Source organism: Faecalibacterium sp. OF04-11AC, from assembly GCF_003460645.1.
In the GTDB taxonomy this organism is placed as follows: domain Bacteria; phylum Bacillota; class Clostridia; order Oscillospirales; family Ruminococcaceae; genus Faecalibacterium; species Faecalibacterium prausnitzii_I.
Genome location: NZ_QTVP01000006.1, coordinates 42,669 through 64,797 on the forward strand (window position 1 = coordinate 42,669; position 22,129 = coordinate 64,797).

Consider the following 22,129-nt stretch of genomic DNA (forward strand, 5'->3'; position numbering starts at 1 on the left):
CCGCATTGGGCCAAGACCCTTTGCAGGAGCGTTTTTTGAGAACATTTTCGTTTTACGCCATCGTGAGCACCAGCGCGCACAGCGGCAGGGTGAGGATGCTGAGCAGGGTGGTGAGTACAACGCACCCGGCGGCAAACTGCTCATCGTGGCCGAACTGCACCGCAAACACCGAGGTGATGGCAGCGGCGGGGCAGCACTCGAGCAGCAGCACGACCTGTGCGGCCATCCCGAAGCGGAACAGCCCCAGCAGAGCAAAGGCCCCAAGGCAGAGGGCCGGGATGACCAGCATCCGCACGGCGGCCAGTTTCCAGATGGGGCGGCTGCAGACGATGCTCTTTAAATCGCCCGCCGCGATCAGCATTCCGGTGATGAGCATGGAAAGAGGGGTGTTCATGGCACCCAGCAGGGAGATGGGCTGGGCCAGCAGGGCAGGGAGTGGGGATTTGCAGGAGGTAAATGGCCAGGCCGACCAGGACAGCGTAAATGGCCGGGGTGTGGGCCAGGCTCTTCACCACGGCTTTGGGGTCAGAGCTGCCGCTGACCATGCTGTAGCCCAGCGTCCAGAGCAGGACGTTGAACACCGTGACATAGGCGCTGGCGTAAAGCAGCCCCTCCGAGCCGAACAGGGCCGAGATGAGCGGGAAGCCCATGTAAGCTGCATTGGAAAAGATGCTGGCGAAGCGGAAGATCGCGGTCCGGCTGTTCTTGCGGCGGGCGGTGAGGGCCAGCGTGAGCACGGTGCCCAGTGCAATGGTGAGGATGCTCAGGCCGAACGCCGCCAGCAGGTTGCGCAGGATTTCAAGGCTGAACTCCATCTGATAGGAGTTTACGATCATGGCCGGGACCACGATGTTGACCAGCAGATTGGACAGCGGCTGTTTGTGTTCCAGCTTCAGGACACCCGTTTTGACAGCCAACGTGCCCACCCCAATGAGCAGAAACAGCACAATGACCTGTTGGGCGCAGATAAGAGCCAACTCCATAAAGAATCCTCCTTGCAATCCAGACAATCAAAAACATTACGAAGAATACAACACGGGTATACCATAGAAAGACTGAAATTGCAAGAGGGAGCGCGGTAAAATTACAAAATCACATTTTTAATAAGGAGGGAGACACTGCCGTCCGCATCGTGGAGGAACTCCACGGCCGAATCCTCGGAAAGCATCTCGGTAGGGATCTTGACCTCAATGCCGTTGGCAGTGTGGATGCTGCGGCTTTCCATCCGGCGGATGCGGGCAGGCGTCACCGTCACGGGCTGGTCGTGCATGGCAGGTTCCAGCACGTCGCTTTTCTCCACATAGTCATCAAAGGGGACGGCGGCCAGCGGGTAGTCCTCGGCCAGCTGTCTGCGCACCTGCTCCACAGTGACTTTATTGTCGTTGTCAGAGGCCTGATTGGCGATGAGCATGGCTACCTGTGCCTCGGCGTGGGGCTCGTCGGCATAGCTGTCTTTCACAGCTTGGGCAGCGGCTTCCTGGATGGCCTGCAGCTTTTTCTTTTCGGGCTCGGCCTGGGTGTACTGGAACACCACCGTGGAGAGGTAAAACTCTTTGTGGCCGTCGATGTCGTATTTCTTTTCCAGCAGACGCATGGAGTAATCGGTCAGGTCCACAAGGGCACCCTCCTCCACCTTGCCGCTCTGGGTGGGCAGGCAGGCCCGCTGCTGGATAATGGAGTTGACGGGGGCTCCGCCCACCTCCTCGGTGTAATGGGTGTAGCCGTTTTTGTAGTTCAGTTTCAGGATCCCCAACCAGGGCTCGCCATCCCGGGTGAAATCCACCACGGCCAGGTCTGCCCCGGGGATGGTGGTGTGGGCGTGCATGTAATCAAACAGGACACCCGCGATCCGGCAGGAGAGGTCCACGAAATCCTTGTTCTGTTCCAGCTCGTTCCGAAACGCGGAGTCGGGCAGGGGACGGCACTGGCGGATGTCATCGCTGGCCAGCAGTTTTTCAATGTGGTATTGCAGGTATGCCATTTTCTCGGCGGTAGGCTCCATGCAGCTGCCGCTGAGCACCGGGGCGTCCAGTGTGGTGTCCAGCACATGCAGAATGGCCTGATGAATGATGATCTCCATAATATCCCTCACGGTTCTCGTTTATTTTGGGCCCCGGGAGCGGGGCAGAAGTTCTCGAAGTGAATTATAACATATCCCGCGCCCAAAAGCGAGAGCCGGACATCTTGCAACACCACGCTACAGATGCTATACTGGACACAGAATGAACTGCGCTGCAGCGCTGAAAGGGGAAGACAGAATGGAATTTCGGGATAAACCGATGCAGAACCTCATCCGCGTCAAAGAAAAAGAGATCTGCAAAAATGTGCAGGAGCTGCTGCTGGACGGCGAGCAGATCGTGGGAGCCTACAAGACGGTGCGTGACCAGGCCGTGTTTACCTCCCACCGTATTTTTATTGTGGATATGCAGGGCGTCACGGGCACCCGGCAGGAGATCTTTGTGCTGCCCTACCGGAAGATCGTCCATTTCGGCATCCAGACGGCCGGCTTTGGCGACCCGCTGCAGACCTCACAGCTGACGGTCTGCTATGCGGATGAGCACGAGATGAAGTTTGGCTTTATCGGGCAGGAGGAACTGCTGGCGGTGGCAAAGGCCATCAGCCGCTGCATCCTGTAAAACAGCAAAGCAAACGAAAGGCCCGCTCCGGGGCATTGCACGCCGGGGCGGGTCTCTCGTTTTGCTGTAATATGTGAATGAGATGATGGCATTTAGCAGGCGCGGTCCTTGCGGCCGGCCTCCAGCATATAGTGCAGGAAGCCCGTCACGTCAGCAGGGTCGGCCACGCTGATGGAAAAGCCCTTGGCGGGGGCATTCATCATCTGGAACAGCTCGGTGGCGGCAGAATCCTTCTTCAGGTCGCAGGTCTCGCCATTGTCCAGATGCAGGTAAACACTGCCCTTGCTGGCAGCAACCTGGTGCATAAAACGGTCTTTATCAAGATATTGAATCCGAAGCATAAAAATACCTCCTAGAAAACAGGTTTAGAGACATCGGGTGCGGGCGGTTGTTTTCCGTCCGTCGCGGTGTTATACTGAGCTTGCAGCTCTGATGAAATAATACCATAAAACAGGTGGATGTAGTAGAATAAAAGCACCCGATTTATACAACAAAATCGGCTTGGATAAAAAACTAACATTCATGTGGGGAAAGGAATTGGCAAATATGGCGGTACAGGTCTGCAACAATGTTGTGGCAAGCTCGGAGGGCCGGGAGCTGGCACAACACGGAAGCCCGATGTTCCCCATCGCGTGCTATGCGGAGGACATGACGGCAGATTCCGTGGCATGGCACTGGCACGAGGAATTTGAGTATATCCTATCGGAAAAAGGCATTTTGTATGTGGATGTGAACAAGACCCGCGTCCGCCTGAATCAGGGAGAGGGTATTTTTGTGAACTCCGGGGCGCTTCATGCGGTGGAGCAGAGCCCCGCCCTGCTTCACTCCAGCGTGTTCCACCCGCGGCTGGTGGGCGGTATGGACACCATCTTCTGGCAGAAGCTCATCAAACCCATGACCCAGCCGGGAGCTCCGGCGTTCTTCCTCCTCAATGAGGCGGTGCCCTGGCAGAAAGAGGTGCTGGCCTGCCTGCGGGATGCCTGGCGGGAGGTGGCCGATGAGCCTTTGATTATGAGAACCGGGCGCGGTATCATCTCTCGGCGGCGCTGCGGCTCCTCAGCACCCAGTGCGTGGGCGGCAAGACCAAAGTCTCCCAGCAGGAGCAGATCGCGGCCGAGCGGATGAAGCAGATGCTCCGCTTTGTGGAGGAGCACTATGCGGAGGAGCTGACCGTGGAGAAGATCGCCGCCTGTGTGGCTCTGAGCGAGAGTGCTTGCCTGCGCTCGTTCCGGCAGCTGCTGGGAACCACCCCCATCCAGTATGTCAAGCAGTACCGGGTGGAAAAGGCCGCTGAACTCCTCCGTTCCACCCGCCTCAAGACCGGGGAGATCGGGGCTGAGTGCGGTTTTGCGGATGGCAGCTACTTTATTAAAACATTCCGTGAGGTGAAACACTGTACGCCGCTGGAATACCGGCAGCGCTTCGGCTTGGAAGCATAAAACAGGAGTTGGAAAAAATCGGAAAAGGAGAATCCGTTTATTATGCAGTGCAGTCTTACCCAAGGGCCCATTACCCGCAATATGCTGCTGTTTGCCCTGCCGCTGATGTGCGGCAACCTCTTGCAGCAGATGTATAACATTGCCGATACCTGGGTGGTGGGCCGCTTCCTCGGAGCGGACGCTCTGGCCGCCGTGGGTTCGTCTTACACCCTGATGACATTCCTTACCTCCATTGTGCTGGGCCTGTGTATGGGCAGCGGCGCGGCCATCTCCATGCAGTATGGCGGTGGGGAAGAGGCCCGGATGCGGCAGAGCGTGTTCCAGTCCTTTGCCCTCATTGCGGGCATCTCGCTGGCAGTCAACCTGCTGGTTTATCTGGGCCTCAACGGCATTTTGTGGGTGCTGCGGGTCCCGGTGGAGATCCGCCCGCTGATGAAGCAGTACCTCGTTATGATCTTCGGCGGCATTTTTGCCACTTTTTTGTATAACTACTTTGCAAATCTGCTCCGGGCTATCGGGAACTCGATGGTGCCGCTGGTCTTTCTGGCAGTGTCGTCGATCCTGAACGTGGTGCTGGACCTGGTCTGTGTGCTGGTGCTCCACTGGGGCGTCCAGGGTGCGGCCATCGCCACCGTGTTTTCCCAGTTTGTATCCGGAGTGGGCATCGGGCTTTATACCTTAAAGCAGTTCCCGGAGCTCTGCCCCCGACGGGAAGACTGCAGGTGGGACAAGCACAATCTGGGAACCATCCTGAATCTGTCCGTTATGACCAGCGTCCAGCAGTCCATCATGAACTTTGGCATCCTGATGGTGCAGGGGCTCGTCAACAGCTTTGGCACGGTCATCATGGCGGCCTTTGCAGCGGCGGTCAAAATTGATTCCTTTGCCTATATGCCGGTGCAGGATTTCGGCAACGCGTTCTCCACCTATGTGGCCCAGAACTACGGGGCCAACCAGCCGGAGCGGATCCGGAAAGGCATCCGCAGCGCCGCCGCGACCTCTGCGGTATTCTGCGTCTGTATCAGTGTGCTGGTTTGTCTCTTTGCGGCCCCGCTCATGCAGATCTTCATTGACCCGGCCCAGACAGAGATCGTGGCGGCAGGTGTCCACTACCTCCGCATCGAGGGAGCTTGCTACATCGGCATCGGCACCCTGTTTTTGCTGTACGGCTATTACCGGGCCGTCAATCAGCCCGGGATGTCGGTCATCCTGACCATTGCTTCGCTGGGCACCCGTGTGGCGCTGGCCTACCTGCTCTCGGCCACTCCACTGGGCGTGACGGGCATCTGGCTCAGTGTGCCCATTGGCTGGGCACTGGCGGACGCCATTGGCATTGGCTATTATTTCAAGAATAAGAAAACGAAGGCAGCAGCATGAAAACCATCTGCTGATGTGCCATGGCGAGACGCTTTTCAAGGGGATGGATCTGGACGCTTTGGCGCCGGGGTGATGGGTTTAATATAAGATGCTTGCGGTAAATTAAGAATCGGCGAAGCCCTCTCACCAGTTGCGTGGGAGGGCCTTTTTGCGCCCAAAACAGGGATTTACACAACGAAAACTTTTGTTTGGTTTGATAAATACTTGTGAAAGAACTGTAAAAGCTAAAACTTTTTAGATAAAACTCTTGACATCCGACCGGAATTCGATATAATGGCCTTGTTCGACAACTCAAAAACTTTAGGTAAACAATTTGAAACACACAAGATAAACCATTTGATAAAAGGAGACCATTACTATGACTTTCGATGAGATGAAGAAGATCGTTGTTGACACCCTGAACTGCGAGGAAGACAAGGTGACCATGGAGGCCAGCCTGACCGAGGACCTGGAGGCCGACAGCCTGGATGCAGTGGAACTGAACATGGCTCTGGAAGATGCATTCGGCGTCTCCATCTCCGATGAGGAGCTGGCCAACATGAAGACCGTGGGCGATATCTTTAACTACCTGACGGCCCACGCGGAATAAGGTACCGAGGCAAGCGAGATGAACGATATCAGAGACCTGCTCCCCGGCGGCAAAATGCGGGAACGCACGTTCCAGCTCAAGGCCCGGCGTGACGTCGGCGTGGCCTGGACAGAACCCCAGTTTGTGGAGTGTAAGCAGTGCGGCCGCCGCACTACCCGGCAGATCTGGGCCAAAAGCTTTTTCGTCTGCCCCAACTGCGGCTTCCACCTGCCCATCGGCGGCTACTATCGGCTCAGCCTTGTGCTGGACCATGGCAGTTTCCGGGAGCTGGATGAGTCGCTGCCTCCGCAGGATGTCCTCCATTTCCCGGGCTATCCGGAAAAGCTGGCAGGGGCAACGGCGAAGACAGGCCTGAGCGAAGCTGCCGTCACGGCCGTGGGTCGGATCGGCGGCGTGGCCTGCGTGGCCGCGGTGCTGGACAGCCGCTTCTTTATGGGCAGCATGAGCACGGCTGTGGGCGATAAGATCACCCGCGCCATTGAGTATGCTACCAGCAAGCACCTGCCTCTGGTCATCTTCTCGGCCAGCGGCGGCGCCCGGATGCAGGAGGCATTTTCAGCCTGATGCAGATGGCCAAGACCAGCGCTGCCATTGAGCGCTTTTCCAGCAAGGGCGGGCTGTACATCAGTGTGCTGACCCACCCCACCACGGGCGGTGTCACCGCCAGCTTTGCCAGCCTGGGCGATATCATGCTGGCCGAGCCCGGGGCACTCATCGGCTTTGCCGGCCCCCGCGTCATCGAGCAGACCATCGGCGAGACACTGCCGGCGGGCTTCCAGCGCAGTGAGTTCCAGCTGGAGCACGGCTTTGTGGATAAGGTGGTGCCCCGCAGTGAGCTGCGCGCTACGCTGATCCAGCTGCTGCAGCTCCACGCAGAGGGAGGAAGACGGAATGATTAAAGACCTTTTGGAGCAGCTTGCTCCGCTGGATGCCCAGATCGCAGCCCTGCGCGGCAATGCAGCCGACGAAGAGAGCGATATGAGCGCCATCACGGCCCATGCCTCTGAGCTGGCGGAGCTGGCTGTGGAGGAGGATGAGATCCTCCGCAGCTGCGGCCCGCTGACCGCCGAAGACCGGGTCTTTCTGGCCCGGCATCCGGCCCGCCCCCACATCGACGAGACCGTCAACGCCCTGTTTACCGATTTCTTTGAGCAGTGCGGTGACCGCCAGTGCCGGGAAGACCGGGCCATTCTGGGCGGCATCGCCAAATTCCACGGGATGCCCGTGACCGTCATCGGTCACCGCAAGGGTGCCACACTGGAAGAAAACATGGCCTGCAATTTTGGAATGCCGGGCCCTGAGGGGTACCGTAAGGCCTTGCGCCTGATGAAGCAGGCCGAAAAATTTGGCCGCCCCATCATTACCTTTATTGACACGCCGGGCGCTTACCCCGGCAAGGAAGCCGAGGAACGGGGTCAGGGCGAGGCCATCGCCCGCAACCTGATGGAGATGAGCGGCCTGACTGTGCCTATCATTGCCGTCGTTACGGGCGAGGGCTCCAGCGGCGGTGCACTGGCATTGGGCGTGGCAAACCACATCCTCATGCTGGAAAACGCCGTTTACTCGGTGCTCAGTCCGGAGGGCTTTGCCAGCATCCTGTGGAAAGATTCTTCCCGCAGCGGCGAGGCCTGTGAGCTGATGAAGCTGACGGCCCAGGACCTCTATCGGGATGGGATTGTGGAAGAGATCATCCCGGAGCCGGTGGGCGGCGCGCAGCGCAGCCACGCGGCTCTGTACGCGGCGCTGGACACGGCCCTGAAAAACCATCTGCGCACTCTCTGCAAGATGAACGGCAAGGCCCTGGCCGAGCAGCGCTATAAAAAATACCGCCAGATCGGGGAAACGAGGAAAGCATGAACGGGTTACAGCTGATCGCAACCGGCGGGGCACTGCCCGGCCGCACGGTCACCAACGAAGATCTGAGCCGCGTCGTGGACACCAGCGACGAGTGGATCACCACTCGCACGGGCATCCGCACCCGGCACTGGTGCACGGAGGGGGAGAGCGCGGCCACCCTGGCGATCGCAGCCGCCCGGCAGGCGCTGGAACGCAGCGGCCTGGCCCCGGAGCAGATCGCCTGTTGTGTCTGTGCTACCCTCTCGGCCCCGGACGCGACCCCGAGCGTGGCCTGTCAGGTACAGCGTGCGCTGGGCCTGCCCGAAGATCGCCCGGCACTGGACGTCAACGCGGCCTGCTCCGGTTTTGTCTACGGCACCGCCGTGGCCCGCGGCCTGCTCACCACACTGGGCGGGCAGTATGCGCTGGTGGTAGGGTGCGAGGCCCTTTCCCGTCTGATGGACCCAACCGACCGCTCTACCTGTGTCCTCTTGGAGATGGCGCAGGCGCGGCCGTTTACGCGCTGGCCGATACTCCTTTCGCCATCACGCTGGGAGCCCGGGGCAATGATGCCATCCACGCAGGCGGGCCTGATCGGGCTGGTTCTGCGCCCATTACCATGGACGGCAAGGCTGTTTTCCGCTTTGCGGTGGATGCCCTGCCCAAGAGCTTGAACAAGGTTTTGGCTGAGACAGGACTGACGCTGGACGATCTGGACTGGGTGGTCTGCCATCAGGCCAACAGCCGGATCATCGACCACTGCATCAAACACCTGAATGCCGACCCGGCCAAGTTCTACAAGAACATGGACCGCCACGGCAACACCAGTGCTGCCAGCATTCCGGTGGCCCTCAATGAGCTGGCCGAAGCGGGGAAGCTGACTCCCGGCCAGCGGGTGGCCTGCATTGGCTTTGGCGGCGGCCTCACCTGGGGCGGCATGATTCTGACATACAAAGGTTGAAAAAATGAAACTTCTAAACGAGATTCTGGGGACGAAGTACCCCATCATTCAGGGCGGTATGGCCAACATCGCCACCGGCGAGTTTGCGGCCGCCTGCTCCAATGCGGGGGCCCTGGGCCTCATCGGCGCGGGCGGAATGCGGGATGGGGATACCCTGCGGGAGAACATCCGCCGCTGCAAGGCATTGACCGACCAGCCTTTGGCGTCAACATCATGCTGATGCACCCTCTTGCAGATGAGTTTGCAAAGATCGTGGTGGAAGAGGGCGTGCAGGTGGTCACCACCGGCGCGGGCAACCCGGGCAAGTATATCCAGATGTGGAAAGAAGCCGGCATCAAAGTCATCCCCGTGGTGGCCGCCGCCGTGCTGGCAAAGCATCTGGAGCCGCTGGGCGTGGATGCCATCATCGCCGAAGGCACCGAGAGCGGCGGCCATGTGGGCGAGATGACCACCATGGCCCTGGTGCCCCAGGTAGTGGATGCCGTCAATGTCCCGGTTATCGCGGCGGGCGGCATTGCCGATGGCCGCCAGCTGGCAGCAGCTTTTGCGCTGGGGGCCTGCGGTGCTCAGGTGGGCACCTGCCTGCTGGTGAGCGAGGAGTGCCCCATCCACGAAAACTACAAAGCGGCCCTCCTCCGGGCCAAGGACAGTGACACCATCGTAACGGGCCGCATTGGCGGCACCCCCGTCCGTGTTTTGAAAAACCGGATGAGCCGGGAATATGTTCGGCAGGAAAAGGCCGGTGCCGATAAGATGGAGCTGGAAAAATACACGCTGGGCAGCCTGCGCCGTGCCGTCTTTGAGGGCGACACTGCCACGGGCAGCCTGATGGCCGGTCAGGTGGCCGGAATGCTCCATGAGGTGCGCCCGGTAGCTGCCATTCTGGATGAGCTGTGGGAGAGTGGGAGGCAGCGCATGGCCGCGCTGAGTGAGCTATGCTGACCCTCGCGGGCAAACCCCTTGCAGTCCCCATCTTACAGGGCGGCATGGGCGTGGGCGTTTCCCTGGGCGGGCTGGCCGGAGCCGTGGCGGCCTGCGGCGGCATGGGGTGCATCTCCACCGCCGACACCGGCTACCGGGAACCGGATTTGCCAAAGACCCGGTCGGTGCCAACCGCCGCGCCCTGGCGGCGGAGATCAAAAAAGCAAAAGAGATCGCCAATGGTGCGGGCCTTGTGGCCATCAACGCCATGGTTGCCACCCAGAACTATGCCGACGCCGTGAAAACAGCGGTGGAGGCGGGAGTGGACGCCATCGTCTCGGGGGCCGGGCTCCCGCTGGAGCTGCCCGGTCTGGTGGAAAAAGCCGATGTGGCGCTGGCACCCATCGTATCCAGCGGCCGGGCGGCCAAGCTGATCTTGCGCCGCTGGGCCAAATCCTTTGGCCGTACCGCTGATTTTGTGGTCATTGAGGGCTGCAAGGCGGGCGGACACCTTGGCTTTTCCGAGGAAGAGCTGCTGGCAGGCAAATGCCAGACCTTAGATGAAATTCTGCCGGAAGTCCTTGCGGAGGTAAAACCCTACGAGGAGCAGTTCGGCCACGCCATCCCCGTGTTTGTGGCGGGCGGCGTTTACACGGGCGAGGACATCGCCCACTATGCCCGGCTGGGAGCCGCCGGTGCCCAGCTGGCCACACGATTCATCCCGACCTATGAGTGCGACGCCAGCCAGACCTATAAAGATGTCCTGCTGGCGGCACAGCCGGAGGATGTCCGGATCATCCACAGCCCGGTGGGAATGCCCGGCCGGCGCTGAACACCCCGCTGGTGCAGAAGCTGGCCGAGGGCCTGCGCTTCCCCCCGAAACGGTGCGCCCGCTGCCTGAAAGCCTGCGACCCTGCAAAAGTACCCTACTGCATTACCCACGCGCTGATTGAAGCGGTCAAGGGCAATGTGGAAGAGGGCCTGTTCTTCTGCGGGGCCAACGTGGGGCAGCTGGACCGGATGCGCAGCGTCCGGGAGCTGATGGATGAACTGATGGACGATTGGAGGAAACACCAATGAAACTTGCCATTCTTTACGCCGGGCAGGGCAGTCAGCACCCCGGCATGGGCAAAGACCTTTACGAAGCATATCCCGCTTTCCGGGCCGCTTTTGATGCCGCCGCGCTGGATTTTGACCTGCACAGCGTCTGCTTTGAAGACCCGGACGGCGTTTTGAATCAGACCGAATACACCCAGCCCTGCATGGTGGCCTTTGCGGCCGGCGTGACGGCTGTTTTGCAGGAAAACGGCGTCAAGGCGGATGATCTGGCCGGCCTCTCGCTGGGTGAGTATTCCGCCCTGCAGGCTGCAGGCGTCTTTACGGCCAAGCAGGCGGTGGAACTGGCGGCTTACCGCGGCAAGGCGATGGCCGATGCCGCCAAAGGCATCGACTGCGGCATGACCGCTGTGATGAACCTGGACCGGGACGCCCTCGCAAAATGCTGCGAAGAGGCTTCCGCACTGGGTGTTGTTCAAATCTGCAATTACAACTGCCCGGGTCAGCTGGTCATCGGCGGCGAGAAAGCCGCTGTGGAAAAGGCTGCCGAGCTGGCAAAAGCCGCCGGTGCCCGCCGCTGTATCCCCCTCAAGGTCAGCGGCCCGTTCCACACCCGGCTGATGGCCCCGGCAGGGGACGCGCTGGCCAAGCGCTTTGCCACTGAGAACTTCGGAGAGATGAAACTCCCGTTCTCTTCAACTGCTTAGGCCATGAAAAGAGCGCGGAGGATTCCATCCCGGCGCTGCTGGAAAAGCAGGTGCAGAGCAGTGTTTACATGGAGGATACCCTCCGCCGCCTGGGTGAGCTGGGCGTCACCGAGATCCTGGAAGTTGGCCCGGGCAAGGCACTGAGCGGCTTTGTCAAAAAGACGCTGGGACCGGACGTGCCCTGCACTGCCGTGGAAACGGCGGAGGAGCTGGCCGCGTTCCTGACCAAGTGGAAGGAGGCCCACGCATGAGCGAAGCTGTGGTGAAGCGTGCTGCCGTTGTCACCGGCGGCAGCCGGGGCATTGGCCGTGCCATCTGCGTGGCTCTGGCCAAACAGGGCTGCAATGTGGTGGTCAACTACTGCCACGGTGTGGATGCTGCTGCTGAGACGGTGGCCCAGTGCACCACTCTGGGCGTGCAGGCTGTGGCCGTACAGGCCGATGTCTCCACCGCCGAGGGCTGTAAAAAACTGTTTGAAGAGGCGGTCAACGCCTTTGGCCGGGTGGATATCCTCGTGAACAACGCCGGTGTCACCCGGGATAATTTGATCCTGCGGCTGAGCGAGGAGGATTTTGACAAAGTCCTCAACGCCAACCTCAAGGGAGCATTCCTCTGCTGCAAGGAGGCTGCCCGCCGGATGGTCCGTCAGCGCTCTGGCCGGATCATCAACCTCAGCAGCGTGGTGGCCCTGCGGGGCAACGCAGGCCAGACCAACTACGCCGCCAGCAAGGCAGGCCTCATCGGCCTGACCAAGAGCCTGGCCCGGGAGCTGGCCAGCCGCGGCGTTACGGTCAATGCGGTAGCCCCCGGCTTTATTGCAACGGATATGACGGCTGTCCTGCCCGAAGCGGTTCAGGCGGAAATGACAAAGGGCATCCCGCTGGGCCGTGTGGGCCAGCCGGAGGATGTGGCAAACGCGGTGGCGTTCCTCGCTGCCGAACAAAGCGGCTATCTCACCGGGCAGGTGCTCTGTGTAGACGGCGGCATGGCAATGTAAAAGGAGAAATTCTCTTATGGAAAAACGCAGAGTCGTGATTACGGGCCTTGGCACCGTGAACCCGCTGGGCAACACCACCGCCGAGAGCTGGGCCGCTGCCAAAGCAGGCAAGTGCGGCATTGGGCCCATCACCCAGTTTGACGCCAGTGAGTTCAAGTGCAAGCTGGCCGCTGAGGTCAAAAACTTTGACCCCGAGACGGTTGTGGATAAAAAAGAGGCCCGCAAGATGGCCCGGTTCACCCTGCTGGCGCTGGGCGCTGCCGCGGAGGCACTGACCGACAGCGGCCTGGATCTGGCCGCAGAGGGCGAACACATCGGTGTCAGTGTGTCCAGCGGCATCGGCGGCCTGCCCACCATCGAGGAGCAGCACAGCCGTGGTCTGGAAAAGGGAATGGAAAAGGTCAGCCCTTATTTTGTCCCGATGGCCATTGCCAACATGGCAGCGGCCCAGATCGCCATTCGCTTTGGCCTCAAGGGGATGTGCACCTGCCCGGTCACGGCCTGCGCGGGCGGCACCAACGCCGTGGGCGATGCCTTCCATCGCATCCGGGATGGCTATGAGCCCATCATGGTCTGCGGCGGTGCCGAGAGCTGCATCAGCCCGCTGGGCATCGGCGGTTTTACCAGCATGAAAGCCCTCTCCACGGCCCAGGACCCGGAGGCAGCCAGCCTGCCCTTTGACGCCCGCCGCGGCGGCTTCGTCATGGGCGAGGGCAGCGGCATCCTTGTGCTGGAAAGCCTTGAACACGCCCAGGCGCGCGGTGCCAAAATTTACGCGGAAGTAGTGGGTTACGGTGCCAACTGTGACGCCTACCACTTTACCGCCCCGGCTCCCGGCGGCGTGGGGGCCATCGGCTGCATGAAGCAGGCGCTGGCCGACGCCGGCGTTGCCCCGGAGCAGGTGGACCACATCAATGCCCATGGCACAGGCACCCACATGAACGACAGTTGTGAGACGGCGGCCATCCATGCGGTGTTCGGCGAGCACGCAAAGCAGATCGCGGTCGTCTCCACCAAGAGCATGACGGGCCACCTGCTGGGCGGTGCCGGCGGTGTGGAAGCGGTGTTCACGGCGCTGGCCCTGCGGGACCAGTTCGCCCCGCCCACCATCCACTATGAGCAGCCGGACCCGGAGTGTGACCTGGACTATGTGCCCAATGTGGGCCGGGAAATGTCCATGACCTACGCGTTGAGCAACAGCCTGGGCTTTGGCGGCCACAACGCCTGCCTGCTGCTGCGCAAGTGGGAGGGCTGAACCATGGCGGAACCTCGCACCGCGCGTGAAAACGCAAACAGCCTCACCTCGGAGCAGATCGCGGCCATCCTGCCGCACCGCTACCCGTTTGCACTGGTGGACCGCATTTTGGACTATGAGCCGGGCCAGTGGGCCATCGGCCGCAAGTGTGTTTCCCGCAATGAGGAATTTTTCTGCGGCCACTTCCCAGGCCAGCCTGTCATGCCGGGCGTCCTCATCCTGGAAGCGCTGGCTCAGACCGGGGCCGTCGCGGCTCTCAGCCTGCCGGAAAACGCGGGCAAACTGGCCCTCTTTGGCGGCATCAAGAATGCACGCTTCCGCAAACAGGTCACGCCGGGGGATGTGCTCACCCTCACTGTGAGCTGGTGGAACAGCGGGGCCCGGTGGGCATCGGCAAGGCGTCCGCCTATGTGGACGGTAAATGTGCCGCCACTGCCGAGCTGACCTTTGTGCTGACCGACCGCACCGAATAACAAAAACGAGAAAAGCACTCCGGAGTTGCAGAGATGCTGCGGCTCTGGGGTGCTTTTTTGCCAAAAACAGGCGTCAGCGGATAGCGCTCCCAAAAGGTGTTTGAAATGGTGCATAAAATGCACAAAAATGTGAGGATATACAGTACCATTTCTTGAACGGGGTTGCGCCGAAAAGCTTTTCGTGTTATGATTGTTCAAAGAAAGAAACAGACACCATCAGACGTTGACCGGAAGGAAGCAAACGAACCATGGCAAAGCTGGAAACGTGCGGAGAAAAGGGCTTGGCACAGCAGGAATCAAAAGATGCGCTTTTAGAGGAACTGGAAGATTTTTTGCGGGAAAACGCGGAACGGCGCTTGTGTATGGCGGCCGTGGATGTGGAGCATTTCAAGCTGGATGAGGCAGGCTGCAACTGGGAGCAGTACAGTCCCTCCATGCGGGAAAAGCTCAAGCAGCGCCAGCAGTTGCTCATTGAGATAGAGCGGGCGCTGCAGAACAAGGAATTCTGCTTTTACTTACAGCCCAAGTGCAACAGCATGACCCACGCCATTGTGGGGATGGAAGCGCTGGTGCGCTGGAACCACCCCACCCGGGGCATCGTGTCGCCCGGGGAGTTTGTGCCCCTGATGGAAGAGACGGGCCTCATCACCCGGCTGGACCTCTACCTGTGGGAAGAGGTCTGCCAGATGCTCCACGGCTGGAAAGCCCGGAACGAGAACATGGTGCCCATCTCGGTCAATGTCTCCATTGCGGATATCGCGGCGCTGGATGTGGCGCAGGTGCTCTGGGAGCTGGTGCAGAAATATCAGCTGGAGCCCAAACTGCTGCTGGTGGAGATCACCGAGAGTATGCTGGCCCAAAACCTGAAAATGGTGGAAAACACCATCGCGGCCCTCCATCGCAAGGGCTTTGCCGTGCTGATGGATGATTTTGGCAGCGGCTATTCCTCCCTGAATGTGCTCCGCAATACCAGCGTGGATGCCATTAAGCTGGATATGCAGTTCATCGTGCGGGACAGTGAAAGCAGCAAGGCAGGCAGATCGTGGAATCGGTCATCGAGATGGCCAGGCGGCTGAACCTGCCCATCATCGCCGAGGGCGTGGAGACGCAGGAGCAGGTGTTCATGCTCCAGTCTATGGACTGCCTTTACACCCAGGGGTACTATTTTTATAAGCCCATGGCCGTGAAACAGGCCGAGGAGCTGCTTGCGCAGCCTGCCATGGAAAATTACTGGGACCTGCGCCGGGACATGACCCGCCGAAATTACAAGGCCTTTACGGGCGGTCTTGTGAGCGAAAAGAGTGCCATTGCCCTGCAGGCGTTTCAGATCCTGGCCGATAACGCTCTGCTGCTGGCCCGCTTGGATCTGGTTACAGGGGAATACCGCATCGTCAAGCGGGACGAACGGCTGATGGGTGTTTCCGAAGAGAAAACGCTTCAGCTGGAAAGCTACTGCGAGCAGCTGGTGGCCGAAAAAGCCATCCACCCGGAGGACGCGGCGCAGTTCCGCGCGCAGGCGAAGCTGGAGCTGCTTCAGGCGGAATTGTTCCGGGAGCGGCGCTCGGTGATCCGCCGCTGCCGCCAAATGGTGGCGGGGAAGTATGTCTGGGTACGCATCGAGGTGCTGCCCTGCAAAGACTGCAGCCGGAAGACCCCTGGGCTGTGGTGGTCGCGCGGGAAGAATTTCCCGAGGAATAACGGTTTTATCAAGGCCCTCTGCCGTGGTGCAGGGGCCTTGTGTGCTGTCTGACGGCAAAATCTAAAGCAAAGATTAAGATTTCCTAAGAAAAATCCAATGGAAAAGCCGGGCCGTTGCTGATATACTGAAAACGGTAAACGCTGGAAACGTGAAAAATGGGAGGAAACAAGATCATGGCGGCACAGACGATACTCATTGCGGAAGATGATCCGGACATCCGGGACGGTGTGCGCATTTTGCTGGCCGGGGAGGGCTACCATATCCTGGAGGCAGAAAACGGCACCCGGGCGCTGGAGATCTTCAACCCGGAAGTAGACCTGGTCATCCTGGACATCATGATGCCCGGCATGAGCGGGCTGCGAGTCTGCGAGGAGCTGCGCAAGGTGTCCACGGTGCCCATCCTGTTCCTGACGGCAAAATCGCAGGAATCGGACAAGCTGCTGGGCCTGACGGCGGGCGGCGATGATTACCTGCCAAAGCCGTTCTCCTTTGCGGAGCTCAGTGCCCGGGTCAAGGCTCTGCTGCGGCGGTACTGCGTCTATCAGGGCAAGGGGCAGGTGGCTGCCCAGCCCGAAAACCTGAAGTTCATTTCCAATGGCGTCCAGCTGGCACTGGACTGCAACCGGGTCTGGGTAGAAGAACGGGAAGTGGACCTGACCGAGACGGAGTATAAAATTCTGCGGATGCTGATGCAGAACCCGGAGCGCATCTTCTCAGTGGAGATGATCTATGAGACCGTGTGGGGCGAGCCTTACTACTATACTTCCAACGGCACGGTCATGGTCCACATCCGCAACCTGCGGACAAAAATTGAAGCCGACCCTCAGAACCCCAAGCGGGTGTGTACCGTGTGGGGCAAGGGGTACCGGTTTGTGAATGAGGAACAGGTATGAACAGACAGAGCCTCGTTGCAAAAATGCTCCACCTGCAGGTGGCGTCGGCGCTGGTGTGCATTCTGCTGTATTTTGCGCTCCTGTTTGCCACGCGAGCAGGGCTGAGCTACTACAATAACCACTCCGATATTCAGCAGCGCTCCATTGCCCGGCAGGTGGAACGATTTCAGAAATATGTTACAGCACAGGAGATCTCCGCAAAAGACACCCGGGCCATTGATGATTGGGTGGGGCAGCAGAGCTTTTTGCTGATGAACATTTACCGCGGGCATCGGATGCTCTACTCAAACTTTTCGTTCAGTTTTGGAGATGGCCCGGATGAGGAACGGGAACCCGGTTCAAACTTTTCGTTCAGTTTTGGAGATGGCTCGGATGAGGAACGGGAACCCGGTGAGAGCTGGCAGGTGTTTTATCTTGTCCAATTCTCGGATGGCCCGGCCCAGGTACAGCTGTTCTGCAATGTGATGCTCAACTGGTGGGTCCTGTTCAGTAAATTGCTGATCGTTTTCTGCGTGGGTGTGTTTCTGGTGGTGTTCTGGTTTGCCTGCCGCCGCATTGTGAAATATATCATCCAGCTCAGTGAGGAGATCCAGGCCATGGAGGGCGGCGACCTCGACCACCCCATCACCATCCGGGGAGATGATGAGCTGACGACGCTGGCCCGCTGCCTGGACTCCATGCGGGTCACCCTGCGCCAGCAGCAGGAGGAGGAAGCAAAGGCCTCTGCCAAGGTGAAGAACCTCATCACCGAAATGTCCCACGACCTGCGCACCCCGCTGACCACGCTGCTGCTGTATACCGAGATCGTCCGGAGCCGCAAATATGAGAACGACGCCCAGCGGGATGACTACCTGAACAAGATCGACACCAAGGCCCGGCAGCTCAAACAGCTGTCCGATAACCTGTTTGAGTATGCCCTTGTCACCCGGGACACCGTCGTTACATTGGACCCGCCAGCTTACTTCTCCCGCATTTTCGAGGAACCGCTGGCTGAGATGGTGGATACATTGCAGCAGCGTGGCTTTGCCTGCGCACTGGACCTTGGCAGTGAGGACCTGATGCTGACGGTCAAGATGCAGTATATCCGCCGCGTTTTTGATAACATCACGTCCAATGCCATCAAGTATGCCGACCCCGGCCGGGAGATCTCCGTTACCTTTCGAAAGGAAGAAAAGTGGGTGGGCCTGCGTTTTGCAAACCATGTGCTGCCCGGCCAGCACCGGGAGGAAAGCACCCAGGTGGCTTGACCAGCATTGAGACCATGATGGAAAAGATGAACGCGGTCTGCCGGGTGGAGCAGGGAACAGAGCAGTTTGCGATCACGCTGCTGTTTCCCATCACCTGAGAGCGCCGGAAACGGGTGTCAGCGCGGTTTCTGACGTGCTTTCATAAATTGTTCACGATTCTTAAGCCAAATTTAAGAAAATCCTCGGGAATTTCTGAAGAAAAGTCTGCTATAATTCCGTTGTATCATAGAGAGGGCATTTTGGAAGCCCCATCCCCCCCCCCGAAAAAAAACCAGGAGGCCAATGTTTATGCTATTTAGAAAAAAGCCAGCGGAGGAACGCTCCCCGCAAGAACTGGAAATCGCGCTACAGGAAGCGGAAATGCCGCAAAAGGGCCTGAAGCCCTTCCTGCACAAAAATGGGAAGAAGCTGGTGGCCGTTCTGGTCGTACTGGTCCTTCTCATCGCCCTCTTTGCCCCCAAGGGAAAGAAAAAAGCTGTGAGCGCGGAGACCCAGTACACCACCGTCAGCCCCGAAAACCGGGACATCACCAACGTGTACAGCGCATCGGGCACCCTGAACGCCGCCAACAGCTACACCGTCAAGGCGACGGTCAAGGGCGATGTCCTGACCGCGGATTTTGAGGTGGGCGATGTGGTGGAAAAGGGCGCGGTCCTTTACACCATCGACAGCTCCGATGTCGTCAGCGGCGTGGAAAAGGCAGAGCTGAACCTCGGCCAGGCCCAGCGCAGCTACGATGACGCTGTGGACGCCCAGTACATCCGCACCGACATTGCCGGCACCGTCGCTTCCTTTAAAGTGCGGGTAGGCGATGTGGTCAACGCAGGGCAGGAAGTCGCCACCATCCGGGACGACACCACCCTGCTGCTGGAGCTGGAGTTCCCGGCGGCGGACGCCGCCAACTTTGCCGTGGGCCAGAGCGCGGAGGTGCTGCTGGACAGCACCTTTGAGGCCATCACCGGCAGCGTGCAGTCCGTCTCCGGTGCGGATACCCTCAGCAGCGGCAACCTGCTGGTCCGCACCGTGACCATCGCGGTCCGCAACACCGGCAACCTGACCGCTTCCCAGGCGGCCACTGCCACCATCAACGGCGTCAGCGCCCTGTCTTCCGCCCGGTTCAGCTACCAGCGTGAGCAGAGCGTTACCGCCCAGAACAGCGGCACCGTCTCCGCTCTCTGCGTCAAGGAGGGAGCTCAGGTCAGCGCCGACACGGCCCTGATCCAGCTCTCTGGCGATAACCTGACCAAGCAGGTGCTCAACGCCTCCGACAACCTGCGCAGCGCCGAGCTCTCTGTGGAAGACACCCAGAAGCAGGTGGACGATTACACCATCACCGCTCCCATCAGCGGCACGATCATTTCCAAGGATGTCAAGGTGGGTGATACCGTGGGCACCAGCACGGCAACGGCCGATACCATGTGCGTCATCTACGATATGAGCTACCTGGAAATGACCCTGAACGTGGACGAGCTGGACATCCTCAACATCAAGGAGGGCCAGAAAGCCACCATTACCGCCGATGCCGTTTCCGGCCAGACCTTTGAGGGTGTGGTTACCAGCATCTCCAAGGCAGGCACCACCACCGGAGGTACCACCACGTACCCCGTTACCATCCGCATCGACGAGATGGGCGACCTGCTGCCCGGCATGAACGCCACGGCAGAGATCGTGACCGAGAGCGCCGACAATGTTCTCTCGGTGCCCAATGCGGCCATCACCCGCGGCAATTACGTCCTTGTAACCAAGGATTCGCCCAGCGCCGCCAACGCGGATGACAGCATGACCGCTCCGGACGGCTACGTTTACGTCAAGGTGGAGACCGGTGTCAGCGATGATGACTACATTGCCATCACCAGCGGCCTGACCGCGGAAGACACCGTGGCCTATGATTCCAGCTACAGCACCACCACCCTCGCCGGGGATATGCAGCTGGTGATGGACGGCAGTGATATGGGCGGCGGCCCCGGCGGTGCTCCTGGCGGTGGCGGCCCGGGAGGTGGCCAGTAATGAGTGCACTCATTGAGTTTGACAACGTGTGCAAGTATTACCAGATGGGTGACACGACGGTCAAGGCTGCCGACCATATCTCCATGAAGATCAACAAAGGCGAGTTCGTGGCCATCGTCGGCCAGTCCGGCTCGGGCAAATCCACCTGCATGAACATCATCGGCTGCCTGGACGTGCCCACGGCGGGCACCTATCGGCTCAATGGCCGGGATGTGGGCAAGATGAACAAGGACGAGCTGGCCGAGATCCGCAACGAGATGCTGGGCTTCATCTTCCAGCAGTATAACCTGCTGCCCAAGCTCAGCCTGCTGGAAAACGTGGAAGTGCCGCTGGTGTACGCAGGCATCCCCCTGGCTGAGCGCAAGCGCCGCGCGACCGCCTCTCTTGAGCGGGTAGGGCTGGGCGATAAGCTCAAGAACAAGCCCAACCAGCTTTCCGGCGGCCAGCAGCAGCGTGTCTCCATTGCACGTGCTCTGGCGGGTAACCCGGCGGTCATTCTGGCCGACGAGCCCACCGGCGCGCTGGACAGCCACACCGGCCGCGAGGTGCTGGGGATGCTGCAGGAGCTGCACCGGCAGGGGAACACCGTGGTGCTCATCACCCACGACAACTCCATTGCGGTGCAGGCCCAGCGGATCATCCGGCTGGAGGATGGGCGTGTCGTTTACGACGGCGACGCCCACGCCCCGGAGGCGGTGGTCCAGCCCAACCTGGTCATCCCGGACCCGGTAAAACCACAGAATGAAACCAAACAGGAGGGCAGCGTATGATCTACGAAACCTTCCGTGAAGCCATCCAGAACATCTGGAGCAATAAATTCCGTACATTCCTTACCATGCTGGGCATCATCATTGGCGTGATGGCTGTTATGGTCATTGTGGGTCTGGGCAACGGTATGACCACCAGCATCCAGAACGAGTTTGCCGATATGGGCACCAACCTCCTGACCGTGCAGGTCATGGGCTACGGCTCCCGTTCTGTCAAAGTCAAGGACTTCTATGAACTGGTGGAAAAAAACTCGGATGTCCTCGGGGATGTTTCGCCCGTCATCAGTATGAGCGGAACGGTGAAAGTCGGTACGGACGATGACAGTTACAGCAGCACCTCCGTCAAAGGCGTCAGCGAAGTGTATCTGAACATGGATGGCTACACCATCGCGCAGGGCCGTCCCCTGAACTACGTGGACATGGACGCCAACAAAAAGGTCTGCATGGTAGGCGATTACATCAGCCGGGTGGGCTATGGCGGCAACGCCATTGGCCAGAGCATCAAGATCGGCAGAGAGTGGTACACCATTGTGGGCGTGCTGGAAGCCGAGATCGACGACCCCTCCGATCAGGAGGGCAGCAGCGACGACTGCATTTTTGTGCCCTACACCACGGCCATGCGTGTCTCCGGCATCAGCACGGCCAGTTCTTACGCGGTCCTTGTGTCCGATGAGGAGAATATCTCCAAGGGCAAGTCCATCATTGAGAATGGCCTGCAGGAGCTGCTTCACTCGGACAGCGGCTATATGGTCATCAGCCTGAGCGAGATGCTGGATATGATGACGAGCATGGTCAACATGGTGGTCACGGTCCTGACGGCCATTGCGGCCATCTCGCTGCTGGTCGGCGGCATCGGCATCATGAACATCATGATGGTCTCTGTTACCGAGCGCACCCGTGAGATCGGCATCCGCAAGGCACTGGGTGCCAAGGAAAGAACGATCCTGAGCCTGTTTGTGGTGGAGGCGGGCGCAACGTCTGCTCTGGGCGGTATCATTGGCATTGGCCTGGGATACACCGTCTCAGCCCTTGCCACCAAGGTCCTGGCCGTCATCATGACCGATATGACCATTACGGTCACCCCCACCGCCGGCTCCATTGCCGTGGCCTTTGGCATCTCGGTGGGCATTGGTGTGCTGTTTGGCTATCTGCCTGCAAAACGTGCCGCAAGCCTCAACCCCATTGAAGCTCTAAGATATGATTGACCTCTCAGCTGCGCCGTCGGCCATTGGCCGCGCGGCTCACAGCTCCCCTGACAGGGAAGCCAAG

The 22,129-nt window shown here is 59.7% G+C and carries 16 protein-coding genes and 8 pseudogenes; 20 read left to right on the forward strand and 4 right to left on the reverse strand.

The features are described 5' to 3' along the window. Positions 1 to 52 precede the first annotated feature (52 nt). The 3 genes and pseudogenes from DXA70_RS14120 to DXA70_RS04585 form a co-directional block, all read right to left on the reverse strand. Positions 53 to 394, reverse strand: a complete 342-nt coding sequence (locus DXA70_RS14120) for an AEC family transporter (RefSeq protein WP_243001084.1) — start codon at positions 392 to 394, stop codon at positions 53 to 55. 184 nt (positions 395 to 578) lie between these two features. Further along, positions 579 to 983, reverse strand: a pseudogene (locus tag DXA70_RS14125) (AEC family transporter); the annotation flags it as partial. A 101-nt stretch (positions 984 to 1,084) separates the two neighbouring features. Next, complete coding sequence (locus tag DXA70_RS04585; RefSeq protein WP_128117734.1) at positions 1,085 to 2,080, reverse strand: nucleoid-associated protein; 996 nt, start codon at positions 2,078 to 2,080, stop codon at positions 1,085 to 1,087. Between the two features lie 178 nt (positions 2,081 to 2,258). On the opposite strand from DXA70_RS04585, the gene DXA70_RS04590 reads away from it, so the two are divergent. Continuing rightward, complete coding sequence (locus tag DXA70_RS04590) at positions 2,259 to 2,636, forward strand: PH domain-containing protein (protein WP_112115361.1); 378 nt, start codon at positions 2,259 to 2,261, stop codon at positions 2,634 to 2,636. Positions 2,637 to 2,728: 92 nt separating this feature from the next. Here DXA70_RS04590 and DXA70_RS04595 read toward each other — a convergent pair whose 3' ends face one another. Then, entirely contained in the window at positions 2,729 to 2,977 is a 249-nt protein-coding gene (locus DXA70_RS04595; RefSeq protein WP_128117735.1) for a hypothetical protein, read from the reverse strand. Between the two features lie 205 nt (positions 2,978 to 3,182). On the opposite strand from DXA70_RS04595, the gene DXA70_RS14130 reads away from it, so the two are divergent. From DXA70_RS14130 to DXA70_RS04690, 19 genes and pseudogenes are all read left to right on the forward strand, one after another. After that, positions 3,183 to 3,761 (forward strand): AraC family ligand binding domain-containing protein, encoded by a 579-nt coding sequence (locus DXA70_RS14130; RefSeq protein WP_243001086.1) that lies wholly within the window; start codon positions 3,183 to 3,185, stop codon positions 3,759 to 3,761. After that, positions 3,707 to 4,075 (forward strand): AraC family transcriptional regulator, encoded by a 369-nt coding sequence (locus DXA70_RS14135; protein ID WP_243001088.1) that lies wholly within the window; start codon positions 3,707 to 3,709, stop codon positions 4,073 to 4,075. Before DXA70_RS14130 ends, DXA70_RS14135 begins: the two co-directional genes overlap by 55 nt. Before the next feature lie 42 nt (positions 4,076 to 4,117). Then, complete coding sequence (locus tag DXA70_RS04605; RefSeq protein WP_128117736.1) at positions 4,118 to 5,452, forward strand: MATE family efflux transporter; 1,335 nt, start codon at positions 4,118 to 4,120, stop codon at positions 5,450 to 5,452. Positions 5,453 to 5,810: 358 nt separating this feature from the next. Next, complete coding sequence (gene acpP, locus DXA70_RS04610) at positions 5,811 to 6,041, forward strand: acyl carrier protein (RefSeq protein WP_022256308.1); 231 nt, start codon at positions 5,811 to 5,813, stop codon at positions 6,039 to 6,041. An 18-nt stretch (positions 6,042 to 6,059) separates the two neighbouring features. Continuing rightward, a pseudogene (accD, locus tag DXA70_RS04615) lies at positions 6,060 to 6,940 on the forward strand (acetyl-CoA carboxylase, carboxyltransferase subunit beta). Next, positions 6,933 to 7,898, forward strand: a complete 966-nt coding sequence (locus DXA70_RS04620) for an acetyl-CoA carboxylase carboxyltransferase subunit alpha (protein ID WP_022256306.1) — start codon at positions 6,933 to 6,935, stop codon at positions 7,896 to 7,898. The pseudogene accD and the gene DXA70_RS04620 overlap by 8 nt, the downstream one beginning before the upstream one ends. Beyond that, positions 7,895 to 8,838, forward strand: a pseudogene (locus DXA70_RS04625) (beta-ketoacyl-ACP synthase 3). The gene DXA70_RS04620 and the pseudogene DXA70_RS04625 overlap by 4 nt, the downstream one beginning before the upstream one ends. Positions 8,839 to 8,842: 4 nt before the next feature. Then, positions 8,843 to 9,780, forward strand: a pseudogene (locus DXA70_RS04630) (DUF561 domain-containing protein). Then, a pseudogene (locus tag DXA70_RS04635) lies at positions 9,774 to 10,839 on the forward strand (nitronate monooxygenase family protein). Before DXA70_RS04630 ends, DXA70_RS04635 begins: the two co-directional pseudogenes overlap by 7 nt. After that, positions 10,836 to 11,773: pseudogene (locus tag DXA70_RS04640) on the forward strand (ACP S-malonyltransferase). The pseudogenes DXA70_RS04635 and DXA70_RS04640 overlap by 4 nt, the downstream one beginning before the upstream one ends. Beyond that, entirely contained in the window at positions 11,770 to 12,519 is a 750-nt protein-coding gene (gene fabG, locus DXA70_RS04645; RefSeq protein ID WP_128117737.1) for a 3-oxoacyl-[acyl-carrier-protein] reductase, read from the forward strand. Before DXA70_RS04640 ends, fabG begins: the two are co-directional and overlap by 4 nt. A gap of 16 nt (positions 12,520 to 12,535) precedes the next feature. After that, entirely contained in the window at positions 12,536 to 13,774 is a 1,239-nt protein-coding gene (gene fabF, locus DXA70_RS04650; protein ID WP_128117738.1) for a beta-ketoacyl-ACP synthase II, read from the forward strand. A gap of 3 nt (positions 13,775 to 13,777) precedes the next feature. Continuing rightward, a pseudogene (fabZ, locus tag DXA70_RS04655) lies at positions 13,778 to 14,247 on the forward strand (3-hydroxyacyl-ACP dehydratase FabZ). Positions 14,248 to 14,783: 536 nt separating this feature from the next. Next, positions 14,784 to 15,997 (forward strand): annotated as a pseudogene (locus tag DXA70_RS14140) (EAL domain-containing protein). A 104-nt stretch (positions 15,998 to 16,101) separates the two neighbouring features. Beyond that, on the forward strand, positions 16,102 to 16,839 hold the full coding sequence (locus tag DXA70_RS04670) for a response regulator transcription factor (protein WP_347553484.1): 738 nt from the start codon (positions 16,102 to 16,104) through the stop codon (positions 16,837 to 16,839). Beyond that, entirely contained in the window at positions 16,836 to 18,086 is a 1,251-nt protein-coding gene (locus DXA70_RS04675) for a histidine kinase dimerization/phospho-acceptor domain-containing protein (RefSeq protein ID WP_128117741.1), read from the forward strand. Before DXA70_RS04670 ends, DXA70_RS04675 begins: the two co-directional genes overlap by 4 nt. A gap of 288 nt (positions 18,087 to 18,374) precedes the next feature. Then, positions 18,375 to 20,093: an HlyD family efflux transporter periplasmic adaptor subunit gene (locus DXA70_RS04680; RefSeq protein WP_128117742.1), complete on the forward strand. Its 1,719-nt coding sequence runs from the start codon at positions 18,375 to 18,377 to the stop codon at positions 20,091 to 20,093. Beyond that, positions 20,093 to 20,863: an ABC transporter ATP-binding protein gene (locus DXA70_RS04685; RefSeq protein WP_128117743.1), complete on the forward strand. Its 771-nt coding sequence runs from the start codon at positions 20,093 to 20,095 to the stop codon at positions 20,861 to 20,863. The genes DXA70_RS04680 and DXA70_RS04685 overlap by 1 nt, the downstream gene beginning before the upstream one ends. Next, positions 20,860 to 22,065, forward strand: a complete 1,206-nt coding sequence (locus DXA70_RS04690; RefSeq protein ID WP_128117744.1) for an ABC transporter permease — start codon at positions 20,860 to 20,862, stop codon at positions 22,063 to 22,065. The genes DXA70_RS04685 and DXA70_RS04690 overlap by 4 nt, the downstream gene beginning before the upstream one ends. Positions 22,066 to 22,129 lie beyond the last annotated feature (64 nt).